Raw genomic sequence first — 22,109 nt, forward strand, 5'->3', positions numbered from 1 at the left:
TCCGAGCACCTGCGCAGCACCAGCTTTCCCTACGTGGTGCCAGCGCCGAGGGCGTGAGCTCCGTCCAGAAGTCGGCTTTACATTTTGTCGCCGCCTGGTACTACGGTTTCGACAGCGGTAGCAAGCCGCAAAGGGAACGAGCGGAAGGAGGCGCAGATGCTGACGCTGGTCTCTGACGGTGTGCTGATCCACGAGAGCGCATTCATGAAGACGAACACCGTTGTGGTGCAAGGGTCCGCGGGCGTGTTGCTTATCGACCCAGGGATACTCGTCGACGAATTGGTCGACTTGGCTAACGATCTCCGCGAGTTGGGCCAGCCCGTTGTGGCCGGGTTTTCGACGCATCCGCATTGGGATCATCTGCTCTGGCATGCCGAGCTCGGCGAAGCACCTCGTTATGGCACGGCCCGCTGCGCGGCCGCTATTCAAGCTAGGCTGTCGGACCCGCATTGGCGGGATTTCGTCGCCACGATGATACCGCCCGACATTGTCGAGCAGGTACCGATGGATCTATTTGGCCTCATTGCCGGTCTGCCCACTGGAACGACAGAGATTCCCTGGGACGGACCGCAAGTCCGGATCATTGAGCATCTAGCGCATGCACCAGGCCACGTGGCGCTGTTGATTCAAGAACGCGGCGTTCTCGTCGCCGGCGACATGCTTTCTGATGTTTTGATTCCAATGCTCAACCTCAACGGCACGGCAGACCCGATCGAGGACTATGTCGCCGCGCTCCGCCTGATTGAGGGCGTGGCCGGCGACGTCGATGTCGTCGTCCCCGGCCACGGGTCCGTCGGCGGAGCTGGTCAGGTACCCGCACGGATTGCGCAGGATCGGGCTTACCTCCAAGCACTGCGTGACGGCGACGTTCCCGACGACCCCCGGCTTGGGCCAGCCGCCTATGGGAAGGACTTTCTTCCTGGCGTACATGAACGGCAGCTGCAGTACCTCGCGCAAAGAACCGAGCACGATCAGACGCCCGGCTAACGCTCGGCGTGCCAGGCTTCGATTCGCTGCCCGATCTTCTCTCCGGCTAACCCCAGCTGGCGAAGCTGGGTCGGCGTGAGTGCGTTGATGACCAGTTCGCGCACGAGGCGTATGTGGTCCGGAGCAGTCTCGACGATCTTTGCCAGACCGGCATTGGTGAGCACAGCTTGAGTTGCCCGGCCGTCACCGGGGCTGACCTGGCGGGTGATCCAGCCGCGACCCTCGAGGCGAGACACCACGTGTGAGAGTCGAGACAGCGAGGCGTTTGTCCCCGCGGCGAGTTCGGACATCTGAAGCGTGCGCTCATCGGACTCCGACAGCAGGGCCAGAACCGCGTACTCGAACTGGGTGACACCAGCCGTGCGCTGCAGGTTGCTATCGATGGCCGCAGGCAACTTCATGAAGAGCTGTACGACACCTCGCCACGCACGCTGCTCGTCCTCGTTCAGCCAGATCCCACTTTCGGCATGCGCATCCGTCCCGTTCATGCCCCAAAGGTTACCAGAAATAACTTGACGCGTAAACTTATCGCTTCTACAGTTTAGTTGTTGCTTCAAGTGAACTAGCTGAGAGGGCACACGTCATGTCCATTACCGCTCCACCCGTCGTCCCATCCGAGAGCACCGCGCGCAGCCGGTGGACGCTGATCGCGGTCTGCGCGGCGACCTTCATCCTGTTGGTCGACGTGACGATCGTGCAGGTCGCTCTGCCGACGATCCAGCAACACCTCAACGCCTCCTTCACCGACCTTCAGTGGGTGATCGACGCCTACGCCCTGACCCTCGCCACCCTCATCCTCACGTGGGGGTCGATCTCAGATCTCTTTGGGCGGAAACGGGTTTTCATCGCAGGGTTGGCCGTGTTCACGGTGTCCTCGCTGCTCTGCGGTCTCGCCCAGTCGATCAACATGCTCATCTGGTCACGGGCACTGCAAGGCGTAGGTGGCGCGGCAATGTTCGCCACGAGCCTTGCCCTCATCGCCCAGGACTTCCAAGGCGCGGCGCGCGGCAAGGCGATCGCGGCGTGGGGCGCCACCGTCGGGGGTGCAGCGGCGGTCGGACCGATCGTCGGTGGCGCACTCACCAGCGGCATCGGCTGGCGCTGGATCTTCATCGTCAACGTGCCGGTCGGCGTCGTCGCGATCTGGATCTCCCTGACGAAGATGCGCAATCAGACGGATCCCGGCGCGACCCGACTCGACGGCCTCGGCCTCATCACCTTCGCCGCGGCCATGTTCCTGCTCGAGTTCGGACTCATCCGCGGTAACGACCTCGGCTGGACCAGCGCGACGATTGTGGCGATGTTCGCCGGCTCGGCGACGGCGTTTGTTGCCTTCGTCCTCGTCGAGCTTTTCCAGACGCGCCCGATGTTCGACCTTTCACTCTTCCGCAAGCCGAGCTTCGGCGGGGTCTCGGTCGCCACTTTCGCCATCGGCGGCGGCATGTTCGCGCTCTTGCCGTACCTCACCCTGTATCTCCAGAACGACCTGGGCTACTCCCCGTTCCAAGGTGGCCTACGCCTGTTGCCGTTGACGGTGCTCGCCTTCCTCGTGCCGTTCCTCTTCCGCGGGCCAGCCCAGACGCTCCCACCTGGCCTCGTGCTCGGTACGGGCTTCGCCATCACCGCCAGCGGAATCGCCGCGATGCTCGCCGTCGGCCCCGACTCGAACTGGACGGTCCTCATCCCCGGTTTGGTGCTCTGCGGTATCGGCCTTGGCATTTCCAACCCCGCGATCGCCCGCGTCGGGCTCGGCGTCGTGCCACCCCAACGCAGCGGCATGGCCTCTGGCATCAGCAACACCTTCCGCATCGCAGGACTCGCGACCGGGGTAGCGGCGCTCGGCGCCATCTTCCAGCAGCGGGTAACGACCTCGCTGTCTTCAACTGTCGGCCCGCACGCCGCCGAAGTCAGTCGCGTCGTCTCCTCCGCCGGCGTCACGGCGGCCGCTCACGGCCAGCCGAGGACCGCCGCCGCGGCCCATGTCGCCTTTGTTTCGGGCCTGCACACGATCTTCGTCATCGGGGCGATCGCCGTGGCAGCCGGCGCGCTCATCTCGATCGTCCTCGTGCGCACCAAGGACTTCGACCAGTCAACTTCGCCGGTGGCGCCTCGTCCGCGACTGGAGCAAGACCGCTAGACGACCCTACGGCTTGTATCCAGTTTTCCCTTTGTGACGATGAGGTTCTTAGGACGCGAAAGCGTCGACATCAACCACGGCGTCGATGAACGCGCGCGGCGCTTCCTGCGGGAGATTATGGCCGATGCCACCGGTGATCAGCCGGTGTGCGTACTTGCCGAAGAATTTCTGTTCGTACGCGTGGGGTTCCGGATGCGGCGCGCCGTTGGCATCGCCTTCGAGCGTGATGGTGGGGACGCCGATGCTCGGGAACGCGGCGAGTTGCGCCTCGATGTGGTCGAAGGCCGCTTCGCCGGGCGTCAATCCGAGCCGCCATCGGTAGTTGTCGATAACGATGGCTATGTGGTCGGGGTTGTCGAAGGCCGTCGCGCTGCGCTCGAAGGTGGCGTCGTCGAAGTTCCACTGCGGTGACGCGGTCCGCCAGATGAGTTTCGCGAACTCGCGGCGGTTGGCGTCGTATCCGGCTCGTCCGCGTGCGGTGGCGAAGTAGTACTGATACCACCACTGAAGCTCCGCCGCCGGCGGCAGTGGCGTCCTGTTCGCCGCCTGGCTCCCGATGAGATATCCGCTCACCGAGACCACCGCCTTGCATCGCTTCGGCCATAGCGCGGCGATGACATTCGCGGTGCGGGCCCCCCAGTCAAAACCGCCGATGATCGCTGAGGTCATGCCGAGCGCGTCCATCAGTGCGATCGTGTCGAGGGCGAGAGCCGCCTGCTGTCCGTTGCGATTGGTGTCATCCGAGAGAAAGCGTGTCGTGCCGTACCCGCGCAGGTACGGCACGACTACGTGGTAGCCCGCGTCAGCGAGGGCCGGGGCGACCTCTTCGAAACTGTGGATGTCGTAAGGCCATCCGTGTAGCAACAGCACCGCTTGACCGTGCTCGGGCCCGACCTCGACGTAACCGACATCTAGCACGCCTGCGCGGACTTGTTGCAGTCGATCGAGCATCGGACTCAGTGAAGTCGCACCGGCCGGAACGCCGCACGAAGTTCGGCGCTGAACAGTGTCGGCTGTTCCCAAGCAGCGAAGTGGCCGCCACGCTCAACCTCGTTGAAATAAAGAAGGTTGTCGAGATAGGCGCGTTCGGCCCAGCTCTTGGGCGCTTGGTATAGCTCGTCGGGGAAGACGCTGATGGCGTACGGGATGCTGATGTTCTTCGCGTCGAAGAAGTCGCGGGTGTTCTCCCAATAGAGTCGAGCCGCCGACACTCCGGTATTCGTCAGCCAATAGAGCGTGATGTTGTCGAGAACGTCATCCTTGGTCAGCTCTCCGGGCAGACCGCCTGCGATGACGCGCGCGATGAGACCTGGCTGGCCCGTGCCGTCGCCGTGATCGATCATCCAGGCCGCAAGGTCGATCGGCGAGTCCGCCAGGCCATACATCGTCTGCGGTCGCGTGGACATGATGTTGGCGTACGCCACGTGCTTGGCATAAAGGGTACGCAGCTGCTCGTAGGCCCGCGTTTCTTCCGTTGAGAGGCCGCCCGGCGCAGGTTCGCCGGTCTCGAAGCCTTTGACGAGCTCGGCTGGCGCCGTACCCGGCATGTTCGAGTGAATGGCCAGCAACCCCGGAGGCGCCTGCTCACCCATTGCCTGTGTGATCGCAGCGCCCCAGTCACCACCTTGCGCGACGAAATGCTGGTAACCGAGCCGTTTCATCAGCACCACCCAGGCACGGGCGATCCGCTCCGGATCCCACCCCGGGACTTCCGGCTTCGCCGAGAATCCGTGTCCTGGCAGTGAGGGAATCACTACGTGGAAGGCATCCGAGGCGTCCCCGCCGTGCGCGGTGGGGTTTGTCAGAGGCTCGATGATCTTCAACTGTTCGAGGACAGAGCCCGGCCACCCGTGGGTGACGATGATGGGCAACGCGTCCTCGTGCGGCGACCGGACGTGGATGAAGTGAATATCGAGCCCGTCGATCTCCGTCATGAAATTCGGCAAGCCGTTGAGAATCGCGTTGCACCGACCCATGTCGTAGCTCGTGGCCCAATACCGTGCGAGATCCTGCATGAACTCGAGAGGCACGCCTTGGCTGTCGTCGGTTACGGTTTCACGTTCTGGCCAGCGCGTCGCGGCGATGCGGCCACGCAGGTCGTCGAGCTCCTTGTCGGAGATCTCGATCCGATAGCGGCGGACACTTCCGTCAATAGTCATGTGCTCACCCAGATTTGGCGGCAGCGAAGAAGCTGGTCAGCAGCTGGTTGACTTGCTCCGCGGCGTCATGGTGGACCCAGTGCGAGGCGTCCGGCAGTCGCTCGACACGTTCGAGGTTCGGGACGTCGTCATGCTCGGGTTCGGCCAGTTCCTGTCCGAGGTAGGCATCGCGTTGGCCCCAGATGACGAGGGTAGGGGCCTTGACGGGGTGAATCGCGGCTTCGGCTTTCTTGGCCGGAGTTCGTACGGACGAACGGTAGTAATTGATCATCCCGCTGGCGGCACCAGGCTGTGACCACGCCTCGATGTAATGGTCCATCTCCTCCGCGGTGTATGGCGGGCGGGCATCGTGTAAGAAATGCCGGAAGAAGTGCCAGTTGTTGGCGTGCACGATGGAGTCAGGCAGGTCCGGGAGTGCGAAGAAGAAGAAGTACCACGACTTCTTGAGCTGGCCGGGATGGTGCAACCCCTGCGACAGCTTCCGCGGGTGGGCCGCGTTGAGAATGGCCAGTCGGTCGACGACCTCGGGGTGCGTCATTGCCGTGGCCCAGGCCACGCTGCCACCCCAGTCGTGCCCCGCAAGCAGCGCAGATTGCGCCCCACGTTCGCGGACCAGGTCACGTACGTCGCCGGCAAGCTTTTCGATGTCGTAGTTGCCGACACCCTTCGGTCGCGATGACAAGTTGTAGCCGCGCATGTCAGGCGCGACGACGCGGAATCCCGCGGCGGCGAGCGCTTTGATCTGCAACCGCCAGCCGTACCAAAATTCGGGAAACCCGTGCAGCAGGACGACCAGAGGTCCGTCGCCTGCCTCGACATAGTGCAATCGAACCTCGCCGAGGTCCGCGTACCCTTCCCGAACACCGCCGAGCCAGTGTCCTTGTTCCTGGTTTTCCGCATTACCTTTCGCGCCGTTGCCGCCGTGCCGCGTGGTGCTCATCGAGCCTCCCTCAAGGTTGACCGTCAACCGAAAGGCTCCTACGCCAGGGTGCAACTCGCGCCCGTGAAAGCCCTTGTCGCGTCCCTGGCCTGGGGACCGATTGAGCTCGCGGGCAACGCGGGGGATCGAGTCAGACCAGCGAGCCTCGGGCGACGATGTCATCGGCTATCTCGCGCAGCTTCTGGTGGGTTCGTTGGCTCACTTCGCGAAGAAGATCGAACGCGGCATCGGTGCTGAGATTGCGGGTAGCCATCACGATGCCGATTGCGACGCCAATGTGGCGGCTTGTCTCCAGCGCACGTTCCAGGCTGACCATGATCTCTTGCGCCCGGGCCGCTTTAGTGGCCAGGCGCTGTTCGCGCACGACGGCGACGGCGCGATCTGCCATCAGCCGTGCGATCGCGACCTCGGCCGCGTTGGGAACGTAGTTCTGCCATGCGTGGACGATGAGCGCCTCGTACTGGGGTGCATCACCGGCCGAAGACTGCGTGCGGGTATTCAGCCGACGCTCGTTGGCAGGTGACGCGCTGGTCGTCCGTGCCAGCTGATCCGCGCCTGCCTCGACGTGGGGGTAGGCGATGCGGTACGGAGAGCCGGCATTCTCCTGGATCGTGATGACGCACGCGTCGCTGAACGTGGGCACGCTGAGCTTGGCAAGGCTGGAAAACACCACGGCGGGGTCGGCCGAGCTGACCAGATGGTGCATGGTGCTGGCCACGGCCACCATATCGGGCCTGCTGGAAACGTGGCGGCGTTGACGTGAGTGACGGGAGTTTGGCAGCGAGTCAGTCATGAGGCCTCGGGGACGGGCGCGCACTTGCTGCGCCCGGTGTGAGCTTCGCGCTCTCCGTCCGCGGCCATCGGTGGCGGGTCGGTTTCGGGCCGGCTGGGTGTCAACCGAATCCGAGCTTAGTCGGTGTGATGCGGACACGTCGACCTCTGCCCGAGTGGTATCTCGCCTGGTGTCAGGTCACCGCCGCCGTCACTTCCAGAGGTCCGTATTCGGGCGCTCGCGACGTCGTCGCACAGACGCGCAGGTCGTGCTTGACTTATCACGTGACCGGCATACCGTCCCGGCCCTTCCGATGACGTCCGACCAAGGCGCGGAATACGTAGTCGGGCCAGCGGCAAGTGTGCCAATTGAGGCTGAACTCGAGGCGCGCGAAGCCGATCTTCGGGCTGGGCTGGAGAATCTCGCGAGCATGGTCGCCGGCGCCGCGACGCTCGAACAGCTGCTTGATCAAGTAGCGATCTCGGCCGTGCACGTCATTCCCGGCGCGGACGGCGTCGGGATAAGTCTGCTGCGTCTCGATCGCGGCGATAACCGAGTTCAAGCCCTGGCCACCAGCCACTCGTTCGTGGCACAAGTCGACGCGATTCAGTACGAGCTGGTCGACGAAGGTCCCTGCATCACGGCGGCCGCAGAAGGGACACCGATCCGAACGGGCAACGTCACGGCCGACCCACGCTGGCCGCGTTTCGGCCCTCGCGTAGGCCGGCTGGGAGTGCATAGCGTGTTGTCGCTTCCGATGCTGATGCCTGACGGCACCGTAGTCGGTGCAGTGAACAGCTACTCCCGCTCGCGGGATACCTTTGACGACCATTCGATCACCGTTGGGCGCCTTTTCGCCGCTCCCGCCGCGCTGGCCGTCCACAATGCCCAAGTCCTCGCCCAAGCGCAGGGCCGCGCCGTGCAGTTGCAGGCAGCGTTGGGTAGCCGGGCGATCATCGATCAGGCGATCGGAATCCTCCGAAGCCGCTCCGGCGCGACCGCTGACGAGGCGTTTACCCGGCTACGTGACATCAGCCAGACTGAGAACGTCAAACTGACAGTGGTGGCCGAACGGATCGTCGACGAATCCGTCCGGCGCGCCCGAGCCCGTCACACGCACTCCTGACCACGTCGCTGCTGACCCACACGTCGGTCCTGACCACGTTGCTCCTCACCACGTTGCTGCTGTGAGCCAGGCAATCCCCAGGGCGCATTGACCTGATCAAGAGGGCGGTTGGGCCGCCGTTTGGAGTTCAGCCAGCAAAGCAACGCGCGTCTCTGAGTCTGCGTCCACCAGCCTGCGTGCGAGCCCGCTCAATGGCTGTCCAGATGCGTGGGCGTAGCTCCGCAACCGGGTGAACGACTCCTGCATGTCGACAGCGTGAGCGGCGGAAACAATCCCTTTCGCCATCTCGAGCACGCCCCGGCTAGCCACGGCCGACTGTAGGTCGGACAGCAGCGTCGCTTTACGCGAATTCCGATGTTGTTGGGCGATTGCAATTGAAGCCACGTGTGCGAAGGCCTGGGCCAGAGCAAAGTCATGGTCGTTGAGGGTGCCTTCTGCCGCACCGAAGAGACCTAACGCGCCCAGCACGTCGCCTTGTAGCCGCATCGGAATAGCGTGGACAGAGCGAAAGCCCGCAGCCGTGGCCGCGGCTACGAACCGCGGCCAGCGCTCTGCCTCGTTCTGCAGGTCGCGTACGGCAACCGGCTGCCCGGAGCGGTAGCAATCCAGACACGGTCCCTCTTCGCGCTGCAGCTGAAACACCTCAACCCGACGGGCTTGCTCTGAGGTCGCGGCGAGCAAATGTAACCGACCGCTGGCGTCGGCCAACAGCAGACCGGCCGCCGCGACGTCCAGCAGGCGCGCGCAGTCTTCGGTCAGCTCGATCGTCAGGTCCAGCAGGTCGAAATCGTCGACGAGCCGATCTGCGAATGCGATGAACGCGGCGACGACATCAGCCTCTCGGTTGGCGGCTGTCATTCGCTGCCTCCGGTGGCAGGCTTCGATGCCCGTCCCTCGTCGTCGGCCAGCAACAGGCCGTCCTCGATGATCGCGTAGGCGACGTCGCTGGCCGTCAGGTCGTTGGCGTAGGCGTAGGCACGTAGCCGGATGAGCGCCTCGGCGGGCGACAGGTTCAGCTGGCCGATGAGCATTCCCGCCGCTTGATAGACCTCCACCCGGGTCAGTTGCGTCAACTGCTCCCAGGCGCCACTCGTCTCGTCGGTCATCGCCGCTTCGAGATCGATGCCCATCAGATCGAGTAGGGGAAGCGCAGCAAGTTCCGCGGCGATCAAGCCGCCAGCAAGGGCGAGGTCGCCGAGTTCACCTGGTTTATGGCGGTAAAGGTCGAGCGCGCCGATGGCGGATGCCGCCGCCGAGACGGGCAGCGCGAACACGGCACGGACTCCGCGCTGCAATGCTGCGCCGGCGAAGCCTGGCCATAACGTCTCCGTCGGATCGTCGAGATCGGCAACCAACACCGGGGACCATTGGGTCACGGCCTGCAGGCAGGGCCCCTCACCGAGGGTGAACTGGAGCTCGTCGAGTTCACGGCTGAGCTGACCACTTGCACCGAGGGACCGGCTGATCGCCCCGTCGTAGATGATGGAAAGTGCCGCGCCGTCGACGTCCAGCAGATCGACGCACGCGCTACACAGCCGGTCCGCCGCCGCCCGACCCCGGCCGGCACCCGAAAGAGCCGCGGTCAAACCGTCTCGGATTCGGTCGCCATCATCCATGCCGCGCCCCTTTAACGGTGGCTGGCGACGCCCTAACCGGGCGAGACCAGGCGGCACCGACGTCACGCATCAATCTAGTCGCATCGAGCCTGGTACTGGAATTGACGCTCAGACCTCCGGAGTGCTTCGATTCGCCCATGCTGGACGTCAAGTATTCGGTCAAGGAACAACTTGTGTCGGCGGCCGAACGCCTGTTCGCGCAGCACGGAGTCCAGGGCGTATCGCTACGACAGATCGGCGCCGCGGCGGGAAACGCCAACAACTCTGCCGTTCAATATCACTTCGGGACGAAACAACAGCTCGTGCAGGCAATCTATGAGTACCGCCTGACCGGTTTGTGCACCAGGCGCGAAGAACTGATCGCTCAACGTCGGCCCGACGACCTGCGCTCTTGGGTGGAGTGCCAGCTCTTTTCGGTGATCGAGCAGGCCGATCAGCCCGGCAGCCACTACATGGGCTTCATTTCCGCGGCCTCGACGGACGGATGGAGTGAGGTCTTCGTACTCCCCCCGAGCCTGCGCGCCCGCGTCGCGGCCTTTCACGATCGCCTGAGTTCGCTCCTACCGGAGCTCGACGAACCAGTGCGCAGCCGTCGTATCCAACAGGCCCAGTCGTTCATCGTGCTGGCTGCGGCCCAACGCGAGCGAGCGCGCGACGCCGGGCGACCGCTGCTTCCGACCGCGATAGCGGTGACCGAGCTGATCGACGGCATGGTGGGTTTCTTGCAGGCACCGACCTCGATCGACACCAGGCTCGAGCTGGACTGGGCCGGCGAGGCGCATCCAAACGTTCCGCTGCTGTTCTGAACCGCAAGTCATGGACAGATTAAGACACTCGTCTTAGACTTCTGCCGACCGTCCGCAGTCCAGCGGGCCGGCGTCCGTTGCGGAGGTTCCCATGGCACGTCTAGAGGGCAAGGTCGCGTTCATCACCGGGATCGGCCGAGGACAGGGCCGAAGCCACGCGGTCCGACTGGCCTCGGAGGGGGCCGACATCATCGGGGTGGACATCTGCGCCGACATACCCTCGGTCGCGTATCCGATGGCGTCCAAGGAAGAACTCGACGAGACTGTCTCGCTGGTCGAGGGCCTTGACCGTCGGATCGTGGCGCAAGTCGCCGATGTTCGAGACCTAGCGGCGCTGCGCAGCGTGGTCGACGCCGGTGTGAGTCAGTTCGGCCGACTCGACTACGTCGTGGCCAATGCCGGGATCAGTCCCGGCCTGTTCCGCGAGACCACCGACGAGGAAGACAAGCAGGCGTGGGACGACGTAATCGGGGTGAACCTGACCGGGGTCTGGAACGCCACCAAGGTCGGGATCCCCCACATCGTCGCCGGCGGTCGCGGTGGCTCGATCGTCCTCACCGGGTCGACCGCCGGTCTGCGCGGCATGGGCGGTGGCGGTTACGGCGTTGCCAAGCACGGGGTGGTGGGCATTATGCGCGGCCTGGCCAACGACCTCGCACCGCAGAGCATCCGGGTCAACGTCGTCCATCCCACCGCGGTCAACACCATGATGGCCACCAACGACGCGATGCAGGCGTTCCTCGCCACCCAGGTCGACAAGGGCATCCACTTGCGCAACGCCCTGCCGGTCGACATGGTCGAGCCCGCTGACATCAGCGCCGCCGTCGCGTTCTTGCTTTCGGACGAGGCGCGCTACATCACCGGCACGAACCTTCCCGTCGACGCAGGCTTCGTCAACCGCATCGGCTAACGCCAAAATCGCTGCCGGCAGACCCAGTCCGTACCGACCCAGGAGTTCATCATGACCTCGACCGTCGAACTGCCGACGTCGTTACTGATCGGCGACGAGTCCATCAACGACGCCTCCGGTGGAACGTTTGACCACGTCTTCCCCGGTACCGGGGGAGTGAACGCGACTATCACCATGGCTGGGCCTGAGGAGGTCGACCGGGCCGTGCGGAGCGCAGCGGCCGCTCAGCGCGAGTGGCAAGCGATGTCGGTCGAGCAGCGCCGCAACCTGCTCATGGGCCTGGCCAAAGCAGTGGACGACGCTGCGGATGAGCTCGCCCTGCTCAACGTGCACGACTATGGCGTTCCGATAGCGATGGCAGGGAATTCGGGCCTGCTCGTCAAGTTCCTGGAGTACTACGCCGGCTGGATCGACAAGGGTTCGGGCCAGACTGCCCCGACCACGCATAACCACGACATCAACATGATCGAGCGCGAACCATACGGTGTCATCGGGGTAATCGTGCCGTGGAACGGTCCGCTGGTCGGTATCGGCATGGCAGTCGCGCCTGCGCTAGCCGCTGGGAATGCGGTAGTCATCAAGCCACCGGAACTGGCCCCGATGGCGCCGATCCGGTTCGGGGAGATCTGCCGGCGGGTCGGCCTCCCGCCAGGACTGGTCAACGTCATCCCTGGCGGTCCGGACGCCGGTGAGGCTCTGGTGCGACACCCTGGCGTCGGTAAGATCCACTTCACCGGCAGCGGGGGCATTGCGCGGCAGATCGCCATAGCCGCCGCCGATACGCTCAAGCCGCTTTCACTAGAGCTCGGCGGCAAATCAGCCAACGTTGTCTTCGCAGATGCTGATCTCGACAAGGCGGTGATGGTTTCCGCAGCGATGGGCCCGCTGACCCAGTCCGGCCAGAGCTGCGCCTGCGGGAGCCGGATCCTGGTCGAGCGCGCCATCTACGGTGAATTCCTTGATCGGCTGGTGCAGACGGTCAAGCACGTCCCGGTCGGTGATCCGTTCGATCCGGCCATGGTGATGGGTCCGGTCATCAGTCAGACTGCTACCGACCGAATCCTCGGTGCCATCACAGGTGCGGTGGAGTCGGGCACCGGTCGCCTCGTCACTGGTGGCAACCGGTTGGGCGGTGCCCTGGCCGGCGGCTACTACATCGAACCGACCGTGTTCGCCGACGTGCCGAACGACAGCCCGCTGGCCCGCATCGAGACCTTCGGTCCCGTCGTGTCGGTGATGCCGTTCGATACCGAGGACGAGGCGATCGCCATCGCCAACGACACCGACTTCGGGTTGGTTGCCTATGCGCACACCACGGACTTCGCCCGCGCTCACCGGGTAGCCCGAGGGCTTCAGGCGGGATCGGTCTGGATCAACACGTACAGCGACATTCAGCCCAGCGGACCTTACGGCGGCTACAAGCAGAGTGGCTACGGCCGGCTGGGTGGCGTCGAAGGCCTGCATGAGTTCGCCCAGGTTAAGAACACCCGTATCTCTTTCAACAGTTGACCAATTGCCATCGGCTGCCTTCGCGCGCAACCATTCGACCGAACATCGGAGATCTCGTTGACCAACACCACGGAAACCGACACCAGGGAAACCGACACCCGAGAAACCGACACCCGAGAAACCGACAACCAGGAAGTCGTGCTCCCGTCCGAACGTCGCGCTCGGGGAAGGCGGGTGCTCGAAGAAGTGATCGGACGCCCCGCGTCCGAGGTGCTCACGGCGCGTGAAGAGACACTGCTCGACTTCGTCATGGCCGAGGTGTGGACGCGGCCGAACCTTGGGATGCGAGAACGCCGTCTCGTCGCCCTGACGACCCTCGCGGGGGCGAATTCGTACCGCGAACTTGAGCGCCACATCTACGGCACGCTGGCCAGCGGCGACCTGAGTCGCGACGAGCTTGACGAATGGGTGCTTCACTTTGCTGTCTACTGCGGCTGGGGTATGGCCGAGACTGCTGATCGAATGATCCTGGATCAGTGGGAACAACTTCACCGAGACCGCGGCACGACCCCGCCTCCTCGGCGTTCCTACGACGTCACTGATGAGCCGGAGGACCAAGAGCTGCGCAAACAAGTAGGCGAGCGGGAATTCCTCGACGTCAACTGGGTGCCGGCGCCCGGGCGCGACCTGCCCTACCAGGGCACGGGGATTCTTCCGTTCGTCTTCGGCAAGATGTGGCGGCGTCCCGGTCTGACGCGGCGCGACCGGCGCTTCATCACCCTGGCCTGCGTAGCGGTGTCGGATTCCCAGATTCCAATCCAAGCCCACGTGTGGGGTGCTCTGCGTTCCGGCGACGTCACCCTGGACGAGATCCGTGAGGTCGTGTTGCAATTCGCGGTGTATGGCGGCTGGCCCAAAGGCTCCTACTTCCAGCAGGTCGTGGAGGAGCAGCGGGTCAAGCTTCTGCTGGCCGACGTCGTCGGTGCCAAGGCGGAGTAGGGGTCGACGCGACAAAGGAGCAGACCGTGGTTCTCGACGAGCAGGTGAAGCAACTCCTGATGACGTGGAAATGGTGACTTGGAATCGGTTCAGCCAGTCCGCACCACGTATCGCGGAGATCTTCCTCCGGCGGCACTCTGCTACCGGCAATCTCTGTCTGCTGGCGACCCTGCGTTCGGACGGCTTTCCGCGGATCAGTCCGATGGAGCCACGGATCTTCGAGGGCAGCCTGTGGCTGATCGGCATGCCGAACACCACCAAGTTTCACGATCTGGGCCGTGATCCGCGCTTCTGCCTACACACGGCGACGATCGATACCGAGGTAGCGGACGGGGATGCGAAGCTGTGGGGTCGGGTCCGGCATATGCCGGACCCAGAGCTTCACCAACGTTTTGCCACGTCGCTGTATGACGAAACAGGTTTCGATCTGCGCGGTCAGGTCTTCGAGACCTTCTACGAAGCCGATCTGACCGCTGGGTCCGCGGTTGAGGTGGGCGGCGGCCATCTCGACGTCACGATCTGGAAGGTCGGCGAACCCGAGCGCGTCGTGCGCAAGCATTAGACGGCGACCGAAGGCGCCTTGCAATAGGCAGGCAACTACCTGCATAATAACGAGATGGATTCGGACCGGGTCTTCAAAGCGCTCGCCGACCCAACCCGGCGGGGGCTGCTCGACATGCTCCACGAGCGGTCAGGGCTGACGCTCAACGAGCTGTGTGCGGGCCTGGAGATGCGTCGCCAGTCGGTGAGCCAGCACATTGAGCTCCTAGAGGCAGCGAACCTGGTGACCTCGGTTCGCGACGGGCGACGCAAGCTGCACTACGTGAACACCGTGCCAATCCACGAGATCCAGAGCCGCTGGATCTGGAAATTCGAGGAGCCCCGGTTGCTGGCCCTCGACGCCATCAAGCAACGCGCGGAGGACGAGAACATGACGACGCACGCCGACCCGACCATCGGGACGATTCCCGCTTACATCTACACAACGTATATACATGCGACGCCCGAGCAGGTCTGGCATGCGCTCACCGATCCTGAGCTGACCGGCCGCTTCTGGGGTCACGCCCAAGTCTCGGACTGGACAGTGGGCAGCACGGTCGATCACGTGCGCGTTGACGGTTCCGGAATCTCAGACGCAAGCGGGGCCGTCGTCGAGGCGGATCAGCCGAATCGTCTCGCGTTCAGTTTTGACGACCCATCGAGACTCAGCGACCCCACTTTCGAACCGAGCCTGGTCACCTTCGAGATCGAGTCCTATCGCGACATCGTCAAGCTCACCGTCACCCATCGGCGGCTGCGGACCGACGACGAGCTTCGAGCGATCAGCGAGGGTTGGCCGACCGTACTGGCCAACCTCAAGACACTGCTCGAGACCGGCGACGTACTTCCGCAGGCACCGTGGGAATTCCATGCCGACGAGCGGGCAGCGCGAACGGCGAATGACGCTTAATCCAAAGCGCTTCCGCGCGGACGGCTTGGTCTGCCAACAACCGTAGTCAAGGCTGTCTGATTTCACCGGTCGCAAAGAGCGCGCCCGCGACGACGCCGAAGACGGCGGCCCAGATGGCCGATCCAGTAAGCCCGAGTAGTGCGGCGGCGGCGACCACCAGGGCTAGTTTCGCCAACAATCGGAGGGGATGCGGCAACCGGTGGCCAGCCCGCGGGGCGAGCCAGTATGCCCACAACGCCGACGCCGCTGTGGGCAGCAAGATGGCGAGCGCTATCGAGACCGCGATGTTGTTCCCGAGTCGTGCCCCGACGACGGCTAGGACGGCGAGCATCCAGAGCTCAGCCAGAAACACCGCCACTTCAAAAACGGTGGGAGTGTGTTGCGACTCTGTGGGCAAGATTGCCAGCTGGGCCGGCGGCTTTGCTGGGTTGTCGTTGCTTTCATGGGGGTGTTCGATCGTGATCACGACCTCTCGACCGCGAGGCGACGCTACCGTCCTAGGGTACGACGCTACTCAAGCGCATTTCCGCTCTACCCAGATGGATTTAGGCTCGGGTAGGCAGATCGCGTGCCAGAATGGCTGGCATGCCTCGTAATACGCCGCGACCCAGTGTGAAGGGTCAGCGTCGTGATCAAGGGCCAGCCGACGCTACCGAGGCCGAATCGTCAACGACTGTGGTCGGCCTTCGCGAACAACGTCGCACGCTTCGCGTCGAGATGAGCCGGGAGCATATCTTGAACGTCGCCGAAACCTTGTTCGGCAATCAGGGTTATCAGGCGACCAGCCTCGAGCAAGTCGCGGCTGGTAGCGAGTATTCGGTCGGCGCCGTTTACAAATTCTTCGCCAACAAGCGCGATCTGCTGGACGCGGTCATGACCCGGCGATTCGCCGAGATGCGCGACACGGTCGACGGCATACTCGCGGACTCGCGTTCGGGACTGGACGAGCTGCTGGCCCTCTGCGAGTACTACCTTGACTACTTCAGGCTGCAACCCGAGTTCGGTCGTCTGACGCTTCGGGTCTATCCGGCCGGGCTGGAGACGGTGCCGGACTTTGCGCAGTACCGCGAGAATTCGAAGGAAGGTACCGACCTACTCGTCCGAGCGCTGCGAACTGGTCAGCGGGAAGGCACCGTCCGAGAGGTCAATCCGGCATGGTTGGCAACTTTGGTACGTGGCCTCATCATGTTTCACCACTCCATGGCGAGCGAGCTCGCACCGGCAGAGGTACCGGTCAGCGAGTTGTTGGAGGTTGTTCGCAATTCTGTTTCACCGGTCCAACCGCCGGTTACGGCCTCGCGCGCAGCGAAGGCGCGCTGACCGACATGTGGATCTTGCCGAGCTAACGCCGAAAGTCGGCGATCGGACGCAGCGGGTAAGCCGAACACTAGCCCTATCCGTGTAGAGTGAATATGACTTCAATGTTATGTAAGCTCCGCCTATCTGAACCGATATCAGAGATTCGCTATCGGGTTTCAGAAGGACGAAGGGTTGCGCGGTGGACAGAATAGACGCAATGCCGGCAAGCACCGCCTCGACCTCGACCTCGGCCGCCGCTGGGGCTGCGGCACGGCGTCCTTACGAGTCTTCTGGCGAGGCCTTGAACGAGGATGGATCCGCCGAAAAGGTGGGCTTGCGCGAGCAGCGGCGTCTCAATCGCGCCCGCACGAGCCGCGAGCACATTCTCGACGTCGCCGAGGCTCTTTTCGGCGATCAGGGCTACCAAGCAACCAGCCTCGAGCAGGTTGCAGCTGGCAGTGAGTTCTCGGTCGGGGCAGTCTACAAATTCTTCGCAAGCAAGAAAGAGTTGTTGGGCGCTGTGCTGACTCGACGACACGAGGAGATGCAGCTCGAGGTTGACGAGATTTTCGCGGCATCGCTTCCCGGGCTCGACGAACTTCTCGCGTTGTGTTCGTACTACCTGGACTATTTCAAGCTGCATCCCTCGTTTGGCCGCCTCACGCTGAGGGTGTATCCCGCAGGCCTGGAGCCCGTCTCCGACTACGCCGAGTACAGCCGCTCACCGGCCGAGCTCAACGAAATGTTCATCGGCGCCGTGGAACGGGGACAGCGAGAAGGAACGATCAGGACCGGCGATGCAAGCTGGTTGGCAACGTTGGTCGTCGGGGCAATCATGTTCGACCACTCCCTGCGGTACGACACAACGGTGCCTCAGGTGCCGATAGTCGATCTCATCAGCTTCATTCGGAGCGCGGTGGCGCCGAGTCCGGTCGAGAAGGCAAGCCGTCCGCGCGGGTCGCGGTGACCGGCTGAGCCGGTCGTCCGAGATCGGCTAGGAACACGAAGATCCTCCCGTCCTCCGGAGGTCTTCTCGGCGCCCACTCACTCATGATTTCGTACTCGAGGTCCTCGCCGTAAGCTACGGATGGGTCTGACGGCGGCGAACACGATCGATGGAGTGGGCAGGTGGCATGGTGACCACACCGCAAGCTGTACTGACGCCGCTGACCGAGGCGGCGATCTTCCTTGTCGTCACGGTTGAGACGGGCGGCGAGGACGTCGTACGGGATCTGTTGGCCGACTCGGCCGGCATCGTCCGTTCGGTCGGGTTTCGTGACCGGGAGAGCGAGCTGTCTTGTGTGATCGGGATCGGTTCGGACGCGTGGGATCGTCTCTTCGCCTGGCCCCGACCAGCGGAGCTGCACCCGTTTCGCGAAATCGTCGGTCCGCGGCACGTCGCAGTATCAACACCGGGAGACCTGCTGTTTCACATTCGCGCCCGCAGGATGGACTTCTGCTTTGAGCTCGCCGGGCACCTGGTGGATCGGCTGCGCGGCGCTGCTCTAGTAGTCGACGAGGTGCACGGGTTCAAGTACTTCGATGAACGCGATCTACTGGGGTTCGTGGACGGCACCGAGAATCCAGCCGGCGCGGCAGCCCAGCTCGCCGCAGCTGTTGGTGATGCCGACCCGGATTTCACCGGCGGAAGTTACGTGATCGTGCAGAAGTACCTCCACGATCTCACCGCATGGAACACGATCTCGGTCGAAGAGCAGGAGCGTGTGATCGGCCGGACGAAGCTCACGGACATAGAGCTGAGCGATGAAGTCAAGCCGTCGAACTCGCATGTAGCGCTGAACACGATCGTCGACGAGAACGGCGAGGAGCAACAGATCGTGCGCGACAACATGCCGTTCGGCCACGTCGGGGCAGCTGAGTTCGGCACGTACTTCATCGGCTACTCAGCGAGCCCAGCAGTTACCGAGCAGATGCTCAGCAACATGTTCATCGGCAAGCCCATCGGTAACACCGATCGGATCCTCGACTTCTCAACTGCCACGACCGGATCGCTGTTCTTTGTTCCCTCGGCAGATTTCCTCGACGACCTGCCCCCGCGACTCGGTTCTGCCGCCGCGGTCGATGCTGGCAGTGATCTGCAAACCTCCGACGAGGCCACATCAAACAGCATCCAAGCATCAAACAGCATCCAAGCATCAAACAGCATTCAATCCGATCAATCGCTGCGCATCGGCAGCCTGAGAAGGAGCCCGTCATCATGAACAACCTGCATCGCGAGCTGGCCCCGATCTCGGCGGCCGCCTGGGCCGACATCGAAGACGAGGCGCGCCGAACCTTCACCCTTCACGTGGCCGGGCGCCGCACTGTTGACGTGCTCGGACCGTCCGGCGAAGAACTCTCGGCGGTCGGAACCGGCCACGTGATCGAGCTCGAGCCGCCGCATCAGGGAGTGCGGGCTCGGCGCCGTGACGTTGTTTCAGTCGTAGAGTTCCGAGTCCCGTTTCGGGTCTCGCGCGACGCGGTAGACGATGTCGAGCGCGGGGCGAAGGACTCGGACTGGCAAGCCGTTAAGGATGCCGCCAAAGAGCTCGCCTTCGCCGAGGATCGAGCCGTAATCGATGGATTCGCTGCGGGCGGCATCACCGGCGTGCGTCCGGCCTCGTCCAATCCGCAACTTTCGCTGCCTGCAGATCCGCGGGAATACCCGAACGCGGTGGCTCAGGCCGTGACCGCGCTTCGACTTGCGGGTGTTGGCGGTCCGTACAACCTGCTGCTGTCTGCCGAGCTGTACACAGCAGTTATGGAGACTACCGATCACGGGTACCCGATTCGTGAGCATCTGACCCGGGTCATCGGGGATGACAGCGAGATCATCTGGGCTCCGGCCATCGAGGGCGCCGTACTGCTGTCGACGCGTGGGGGTGACTATGAGCTGCACCTCGGCCAGGACGCCTCGATCGGCTATCTCTCCCACAACGCCGACTCCGTCGAGCTCTATCTCGAGGAGTCGCTGACCTTCGTCATCAACACCACCGAGGCCGCCGTCAATCTCGCATGAGGTCTGCCATTTTCAGTGGCGGATCAACAATTCCTGGGTAAACGACGCGAGATGGGCACCCGACCGATCGAACATCGAACCCAGCACCAACCCGCGAGATCTCGCCGTCGAGACCGGAATGCCTCGTATCAGCAACCAATCGTCAGCTCGACCGGGACGGTGAAACCACATGGCGTGATCGAGGCTGGTCGTCATCACCGACCCCGCCTCGCGGTTGGGCCCACCAGCGTGGACGCCGATCGCAGCCGCTGCTACGGCCGGCGCACCGGTATCGGATATGTAGGCCAGCACGCAACATTGCAGCACCCGATCGTCAGCGAGCGGGTGCGCGCTGCGAGCCCAGGCGAGGTATTCCAAGTCAGCGGCGGTTGCCGTCGCATCGGTGAGGTCAACGACCTCCACCCCGAGAGCGTCCTCGTGCGGAGCAAGTGGCCGAACATCCGGGGGCGCAGGCGTCGGCGGCCAGCGCCGCTGGAATTCGCCACCCACCTCGTCTCGGTGGAACGAGGCAGTCATTGTCATGATGGTCCGCTCGCCCTGAGCGACCCGCACCTGCCGACTCGCAAAGGATCGGCCGTCCCTGGTCCGCTCGACGTGGTGATGAACGTCGGCACCGGACTGTCCGGCTCGGAGAAACGTGGCATGCAGCGAGTTCGGATATACCTCTGAAGCCGTAGTGGCGGCGGCAGCCCTCAGGGCCTGTGCGATGAGCGCGCCGCCGAACAACGTCGGCCTGCTGAGCGGGGATTCCTTCGATGATATGAAGTGATCCGGCCCGACCCGGTCGAGGTCGAGAAAGTCGACGAGAGTTCTCACAGCCGCGAACAACCCTGCCTAGCAGTGGGATTCATGGTTCCCGCTGAACGCGTTCGCCGCTTAGGAGATCGAGATTGCTTGTTCCGGGCAGGAGCCGACCGCTTCAAGGACAGCGGCATGCTCATTTTCCGGAATGTCGCCGGCTAGCGCTGTCGCATGGCCGTCGATGTCACTGAGTTCGAAAATTGCCGGCGCTCGCATGGCACACAGCGTGTGGCCCTGGCACTTGTCTGGATCGACCCTGACCTGCATCTAACTACCTCCGCTTTGGTTGCCAGACGCCACATGCTCCGCCCAGTGGTGGCCGAAGCATGTGGCGGTTGAACCGATCTGTGCTGACTGATCGGACGCGCTGCTAGGTAACGGCGCCCGCGATCTTTAGCTCGATGAGCCGTTCGTCGTCGATGCCTAGTTCGCGCAGGACTTCGTCGGTGTGTTCGGCGAACTGTGGCGCGCGGTCGCTCAGCGCCGGCGTCTCGTCGAACTGAACCGGATTGGTGATGAGTTCGCGTTGGATACCGTCGGCGTCGGTCACCTTGGCCACGAAGCCGTTCTGCCGCAGCAACGGATCCATGCCGACCTCGTAGGTGTTCTGCACCAGTGACCACTGGCCTTCGGCGCCGTCCATCTTTTCGACCCACTCTGCCAGTGACAGCGAGCGCAAGATCTCGGCGACGATTTCACCGCCGGCATTGCCATTCTTGAGGATCTCCTGTCCGACGAAGCGTGGATCCTCGAGCAGGTCAGGGCGGCCCATTCGATCGCAGAACTCGGGCCAGTACTTCGTCGGCTGCAGCATGCACAGCATCACCCAGCGATCGTCAGAGGTCTTGAAGTTGCCCATCAACGGGTTTCCTGGGCTGCCGTAGACCGGGTTGTTCGGATCCGGCAGGGCTGGCTTGGGCAGTGGCCCGCCGGCCATCAGGGCCAGGTGCACGGAGAACTGCGTAGCCCAGGCGCCCACACCCAGCAGCGAGACGTCGACAACGGACGGTTCGCCGGTGGCGTTGCGGGCATAGAGTGCCGCCGCGATTCCGCCGGCGATCGTCATGCCGCCCATCGAGTCACCGTAGGCACCGGTCGGCATGCCGTTCAACTGCGGTGCCCCTTCAGGCGTTGATGCATCCGCGCTGCCGCCTTGGGCCCAGAACGCAGTGCCGTCATAACCGCCCTTGTCCGCGGCCTCACCCTGGGCACCGAAACCGGTGCCGCGCACGTAGATGATGTTCGGGTTGATCGCGCGCACGTCCTCGACCTCGAGGCGCAGCTTCTTCCGAGCGCTCGGCATGAAGTTCGTGACGAATACGTCGGCCGAGCGAATCAGCTCGTCGAGGACATCTCTGCCCTCGGGTACTTCGAGCGCAAGGCCTACGCTGCGCTTGGCCCGGTTTGGTCCTTCCATGATGGGGAAGAACGTCTTGGAATCATTGGCTAGGTCCAGACCGAGCAGCCGGACGAGGCCGCGCTGGGCGTCGCCGGTTACTGCATGTTCGACCTTGATCACGTCTGCGCCCCACTCTGCCAGGACGCCTCCAGACGCGGGAACGAAGGTGAACTGTGCGACCTCGACGATGCGCACACCTTCCATCGGACGCTTGACCATCAAATCTCCTCACGGCAGCGA

The 22,109-nt window shown here is 63.7% G+C and carries 23 protein-coding genes and 1 pseudogene; 13 read left to right on the plus strand and 11 right to left on the minus strand.

Translation table 11 applies throughout. The annotated features are described in order from the left end of the window. The first annotated feature begins 156 nt into the window (after window positions 1-156). A complete protein-coding gene (locus ACSMXN_RS03470) occupies window positions 157-987 on the plus strand; it encodes an MBL fold metallo-hydrolase (protein ID WP_022916066.1) in 831 nt (276 codons plus the stop codon). Here the strand turns inward: ACSMXN_RS03470 and ACSMXN_RS03475 are convergent. Further along, window positions 984-1,475, minus strand: coding sequence for a MarR family winged helix-turn-helix transcriptional regulator (locus ACSMXN_RS03475; RefSeq protein ID WP_455407685.1), 492 nt, complete (start codon window positions 1,473-1,475; stop codon window positions 984-986). The genes ACSMXN_RS03470 and ACSMXN_RS03475 overlap by 4 nt on opposite strands. A gap of 95 nt (window positions 1,476-1,570) precedes the next feature. Between ACSMXN_RS03475 and ACSMXN_RS03480 the strand changes: the two genes are divergently transcribed. Further along, window positions 1,571-3,124, plus strand: coding sequence for an MFS transporter (locus ACSMXN_RS03480; protein ID WP_455407686.1), 1,554 nt, complete (start codon window positions 1,571-1,573; stop codon window positions 3,122-3,124). Window positions 3,125-3,172: 48 nt separating this feature from the next. Here ACSMXN_RS03480 and ACSMXN_RS03485 read toward each other — a convergent pair. The 4 genes and pseudogenes from ACSMXN_RS03485 to ACSMXN_RS03500 all read right to left on the minus strand — a co-directional run. Next, window positions 3,173-4,144, minus strand: a pseudogene (locus ACSMXN_RS03485) (alpha/beta fold hydrolase); the annotation flags it as partial. Beyond that, a complete protein-coding gene (locus tag ACSMXN_RS03490) occupies window positions 4,081-5,283 on the minus strand; it encodes an epoxide hydrolase (protein WP_022915651.1) in 1,203 nt (400 codons plus the stop codon). The pseudogene ACSMXN_RS03485 and the gene ACSMXN_RS03490, both read right to left, overlap by 64 nt. A gap of 4 nt (window positions 5,284-5,287) precedes the next feature. Then, on the minus strand, window positions 5,288-6,223 hold the full coding sequence (locus tag ACSMXN_RS03495) for an alpha/beta fold hydrolase (protein WP_027140013.1): 936 nt from the start codon (window positions 6,221-6,223) through the stop codon (window positions 5,288-5,290). A gap of 130 nt (window positions 6,224-6,353) precedes the next feature. After that, the gene (locus ACSMXN_RS03500; protein WP_022915649.1) at window positions 6,354-6,950 is read right to left on the minus strand and encodes an ANTAR domain-containing protein; all 597 of its coding nucleotides are present in this window, start codon (window positions 6,948-6,950) and stop codon (window positions 6,354-6,356) included. 358 nt (window positions 6,951-7,308) lie between these two features. On the opposite strand from ACSMXN_RS03500, the gene ACSMXN_RS03505 reads away from it, so the two are divergent. Further along, a complete protein-coding gene (locus tag ACSMXN_RS03505) occupies window positions 7,309-8,121 on the plus strand; it encodes a GAF and ANTAR domain-containing protein (protein ID WP_022915648.1) in 813 nt (270 codons plus the stop codon). Window positions 8,122-8,217: 96 nt separating this feature from the next. Here the strand turns inward: ACSMXN_RS03505 and ACSMXN_RS03510 are convergent, their stop codons facing one another. Both ACSMXN_RS03510 and ACSMXN_RS03515 read right to left on the minus strand, forming a co-directional pair. Next, window positions 8,218-8,979, minus strand: a complete 762-nt coding sequence (locus ACSMXN_RS03510; protein WP_022915647.1) for a GAF and ANTAR domain-containing protein — start codon at window positions 8,977-8,979, stop codon at window positions 8,218-8,220. Then, on the minus strand, window positions 8,976-9,737 hold the full coding sequence (locus ACSMXN_RS03515) for a GAF and ANTAR domain-containing protein (protein WP_022915646.1): 762 nt from the start codon (window positions 9,735-9,737) through the stop codon (window positions 8,976-8,978). Before ACSMXN_RS03515 ends, ACSMXN_RS03510 begins: the two co-directional genes overlap by 4 nt. A 137-nt stretch (window positions 9,738-9,874) precedes the next feature. Here ACSMXN_RS03515 and ACSMXN_RS03520 point away from each other — a divergent pair, with 137 nt between their 5' ends. The 6 genes from ACSMXN_RS03520 to ACSMXN_RS03545 all read left to right on the plus strand — a co-directional run bounded on the left by ACSMXN_RS03520 (window position 9,875) and on the right by ACSMXN_RS03545 (window position 15,351). Continuing rightward, entirely contained in the window at window positions 9,875-10,543 is a 669-nt protein-coding gene (locus ACSMXN_RS03520; RefSeq protein ID WP_081649372.1) for a TetR/AcrR family transcriptional regulator, read from the plus strand. Between the two features lie 91 nt (window positions 10,544-10,634). Next, window positions 10,635-11,453, plus strand: coding sequence for a mycofactocin-coupled SDR family oxidoreductase (locus tag ACSMXN_RS03525; protein ID WP_022915644.1), 819 nt, complete (start codon window positions 10,635-10,637; stop codon window positions 11,451-11,453). A gap of 51 nt (window positions 11,454-11,504) precedes the next feature. Beyond that, window positions 11,505-12,962: an aldehyde dehydrogenase family protein gene (locus ACSMXN_RS03530; RefSeq protein ID WP_027140012.1), complete on the plus strand. Its 1,458-nt coding sequence runs from the start codon at window positions 11,505-11,507 to the stop codon at window positions 12,960-12,962. Between the two features lie 57 nt (window positions 12,963-13,019). After that, window positions 13,020-13,901: a carboxymuconolactone decarboxylase family protein gene (locus ACSMXN_RS03535; RefSeq protein WP_022915642.1), complete on the plus strand. Its 882-nt coding sequence runs from the start codon at window positions 13,020-13,022 to the stop codon at window positions 13,899-13,901. Window positions 13,902-13,971: 70 nt separating this feature from the next. Further along, window positions 13,972-14,463 (plus strand): pyridoxamine 5'-phosphate oxidase family protein, encoded by a 492-nt coding sequence (locus tag ACSMXN_RS03540; RefSeq protein ID WP_022915641.1) that lies wholly within the window; start codon window positions 13,972-13,974, stop codon window positions 14,461-14,463. Window positions 14,464-14,517: 54 nt separating this feature from the next. Next, complete coding sequence (locus ACSMXN_RS03545; protein ID WP_022915640.1) at window positions 14,518-15,351, plus strand: metalloregulator ArsR/SmtB family transcription factor; 834 nt, start codon at window positions 14,518-14,520, stop codon at window positions 15,349-15,351. A gap of 46 nt (window positions 15,352-15,397) precedes the next feature. Here the strand turns inward: ACSMXN_RS03545 and ACSMXN_RS03550 are convergent, their stop codons facing one another. Continuing rightward, window positions 15,398-15,817: a YrdB family protein gene (locus ACSMXN_RS03550; RefSeq protein ID WP_022915639.1), complete on the minus strand. Its 420-nt coding sequence runs from the start codon at window positions 15,815-15,817 to the stop codon at window positions 15,398-15,400. A gap of 119 nt (window positions 15,818-15,936) precedes the next feature. Here ACSMXN_RS03550 and ACSMXN_RS03555 point away from each other — a divergent pair, with 119 nt between their 5' ends. The 4 genes from ACSMXN_RS03555 (at window position 15,937) to ACSMXN_RS03570 (ending at window position 19,669) form a co-directional block, all read left to right on the plus strand. Further along, entirely contained in the window at window positions 15,937-16,671 is a 735-nt protein-coding gene (locus ACSMXN_RS03555; RefSeq protein ID WP_196811457.1) for a TetR/AcrR family transcriptional regulator, read from the plus strand. A 196-nt stretch (window positions 16,672-16,867) separates the two neighbouring features. Next, on the plus strand, window positions 16,868-17,617 hold the full coding sequence (locus tag ACSMXN_RS03560) for a TetR/AcrR family transcriptional regulator (RefSeq protein WP_022915637.1): 750 nt from the start codon (window positions 16,868-16,870) through the stop codon (window positions 17,615-17,617). A 166-nt stretch (window positions 17,618-17,783) separates the two neighbouring features. Then, window positions 17,784-18,872, plus strand: coding sequence for a Dyp-type peroxidase (locus ACSMXN_RS03565; RefSeq protein WP_022915636.1), 1,089 nt, complete (start codon window positions 17,784-17,786; stop codon window positions 18,870-18,872). Beyond that, the gene (locus tag ACSMXN_RS03570; RefSeq protein ID WP_022915635.1) at window positions 18,869-19,669 is read left to right on the plus strand and encodes a family 1 encapsulin nanocompartment shell protein; all 801 of its coding nucleotides are present in this window, start codon (window positions 18,869-18,871) and stop codon (window positions 19,667-19,669) included. The genes ACSMXN_RS03565 and ACSMXN_RS03570 overlap by 4 nt, the downstream gene beginning before the upstream one ends. Before the next feature lie 12 nt (window positions 19,670-19,681). On the opposite strand, the gene ACSMXN_RS03575 is transcribed toward ACSMXN_RS03570, so the two are convergent. The 3 genes from ACSMXN_RS03575 to ACSMXN_RS03585 all read right to left on the minus strand — a co-directional run bounded on the left by ACSMXN_RS03575 (window position 19,682) and on the right by ACSMXN_RS03585 (window position 22,073). Beyond that, window positions 19,682-20,485 (minus strand): acyl-CoA thioesterase domain-containing protein, encoded by an 804-nt coding sequence (locus ACSMXN_RS03575; protein ID WP_022915634.1) that lies wholly within the window; start codon window positions 20,483-20,485, stop codon window positions 19,682-19,684. Window positions 20,486-20,545: 60 nt separating this feature from the next. Further along, the gene (locus ACSMXN_RS03580) at window positions 20,546-20,737 is read right to left on the minus strand and encodes a ferredoxin (protein WP_022915633.1); all 192 of its coding nucleotides are present in this window, start codon (window positions 20,735-20,737) and stop codon (window positions 20,546-20,548) included. Window positions 20,738-20,840: 103 nt separating this feature from the next. Further along, window positions 20,841-22,073, minus strand: coding sequence for a CoA transferase (locus ACSMXN_RS03585; protein WP_027140009.1), 1,233 nt, complete (start codon window positions 22,071-22,073; stop codon window positions 20,841-20,843). Window positions 22,074-22,109: the final 36 nt, after the last annotated feature.

Source organism: Parajatrophihabitans canadensis, assembly GCF_053764775.1.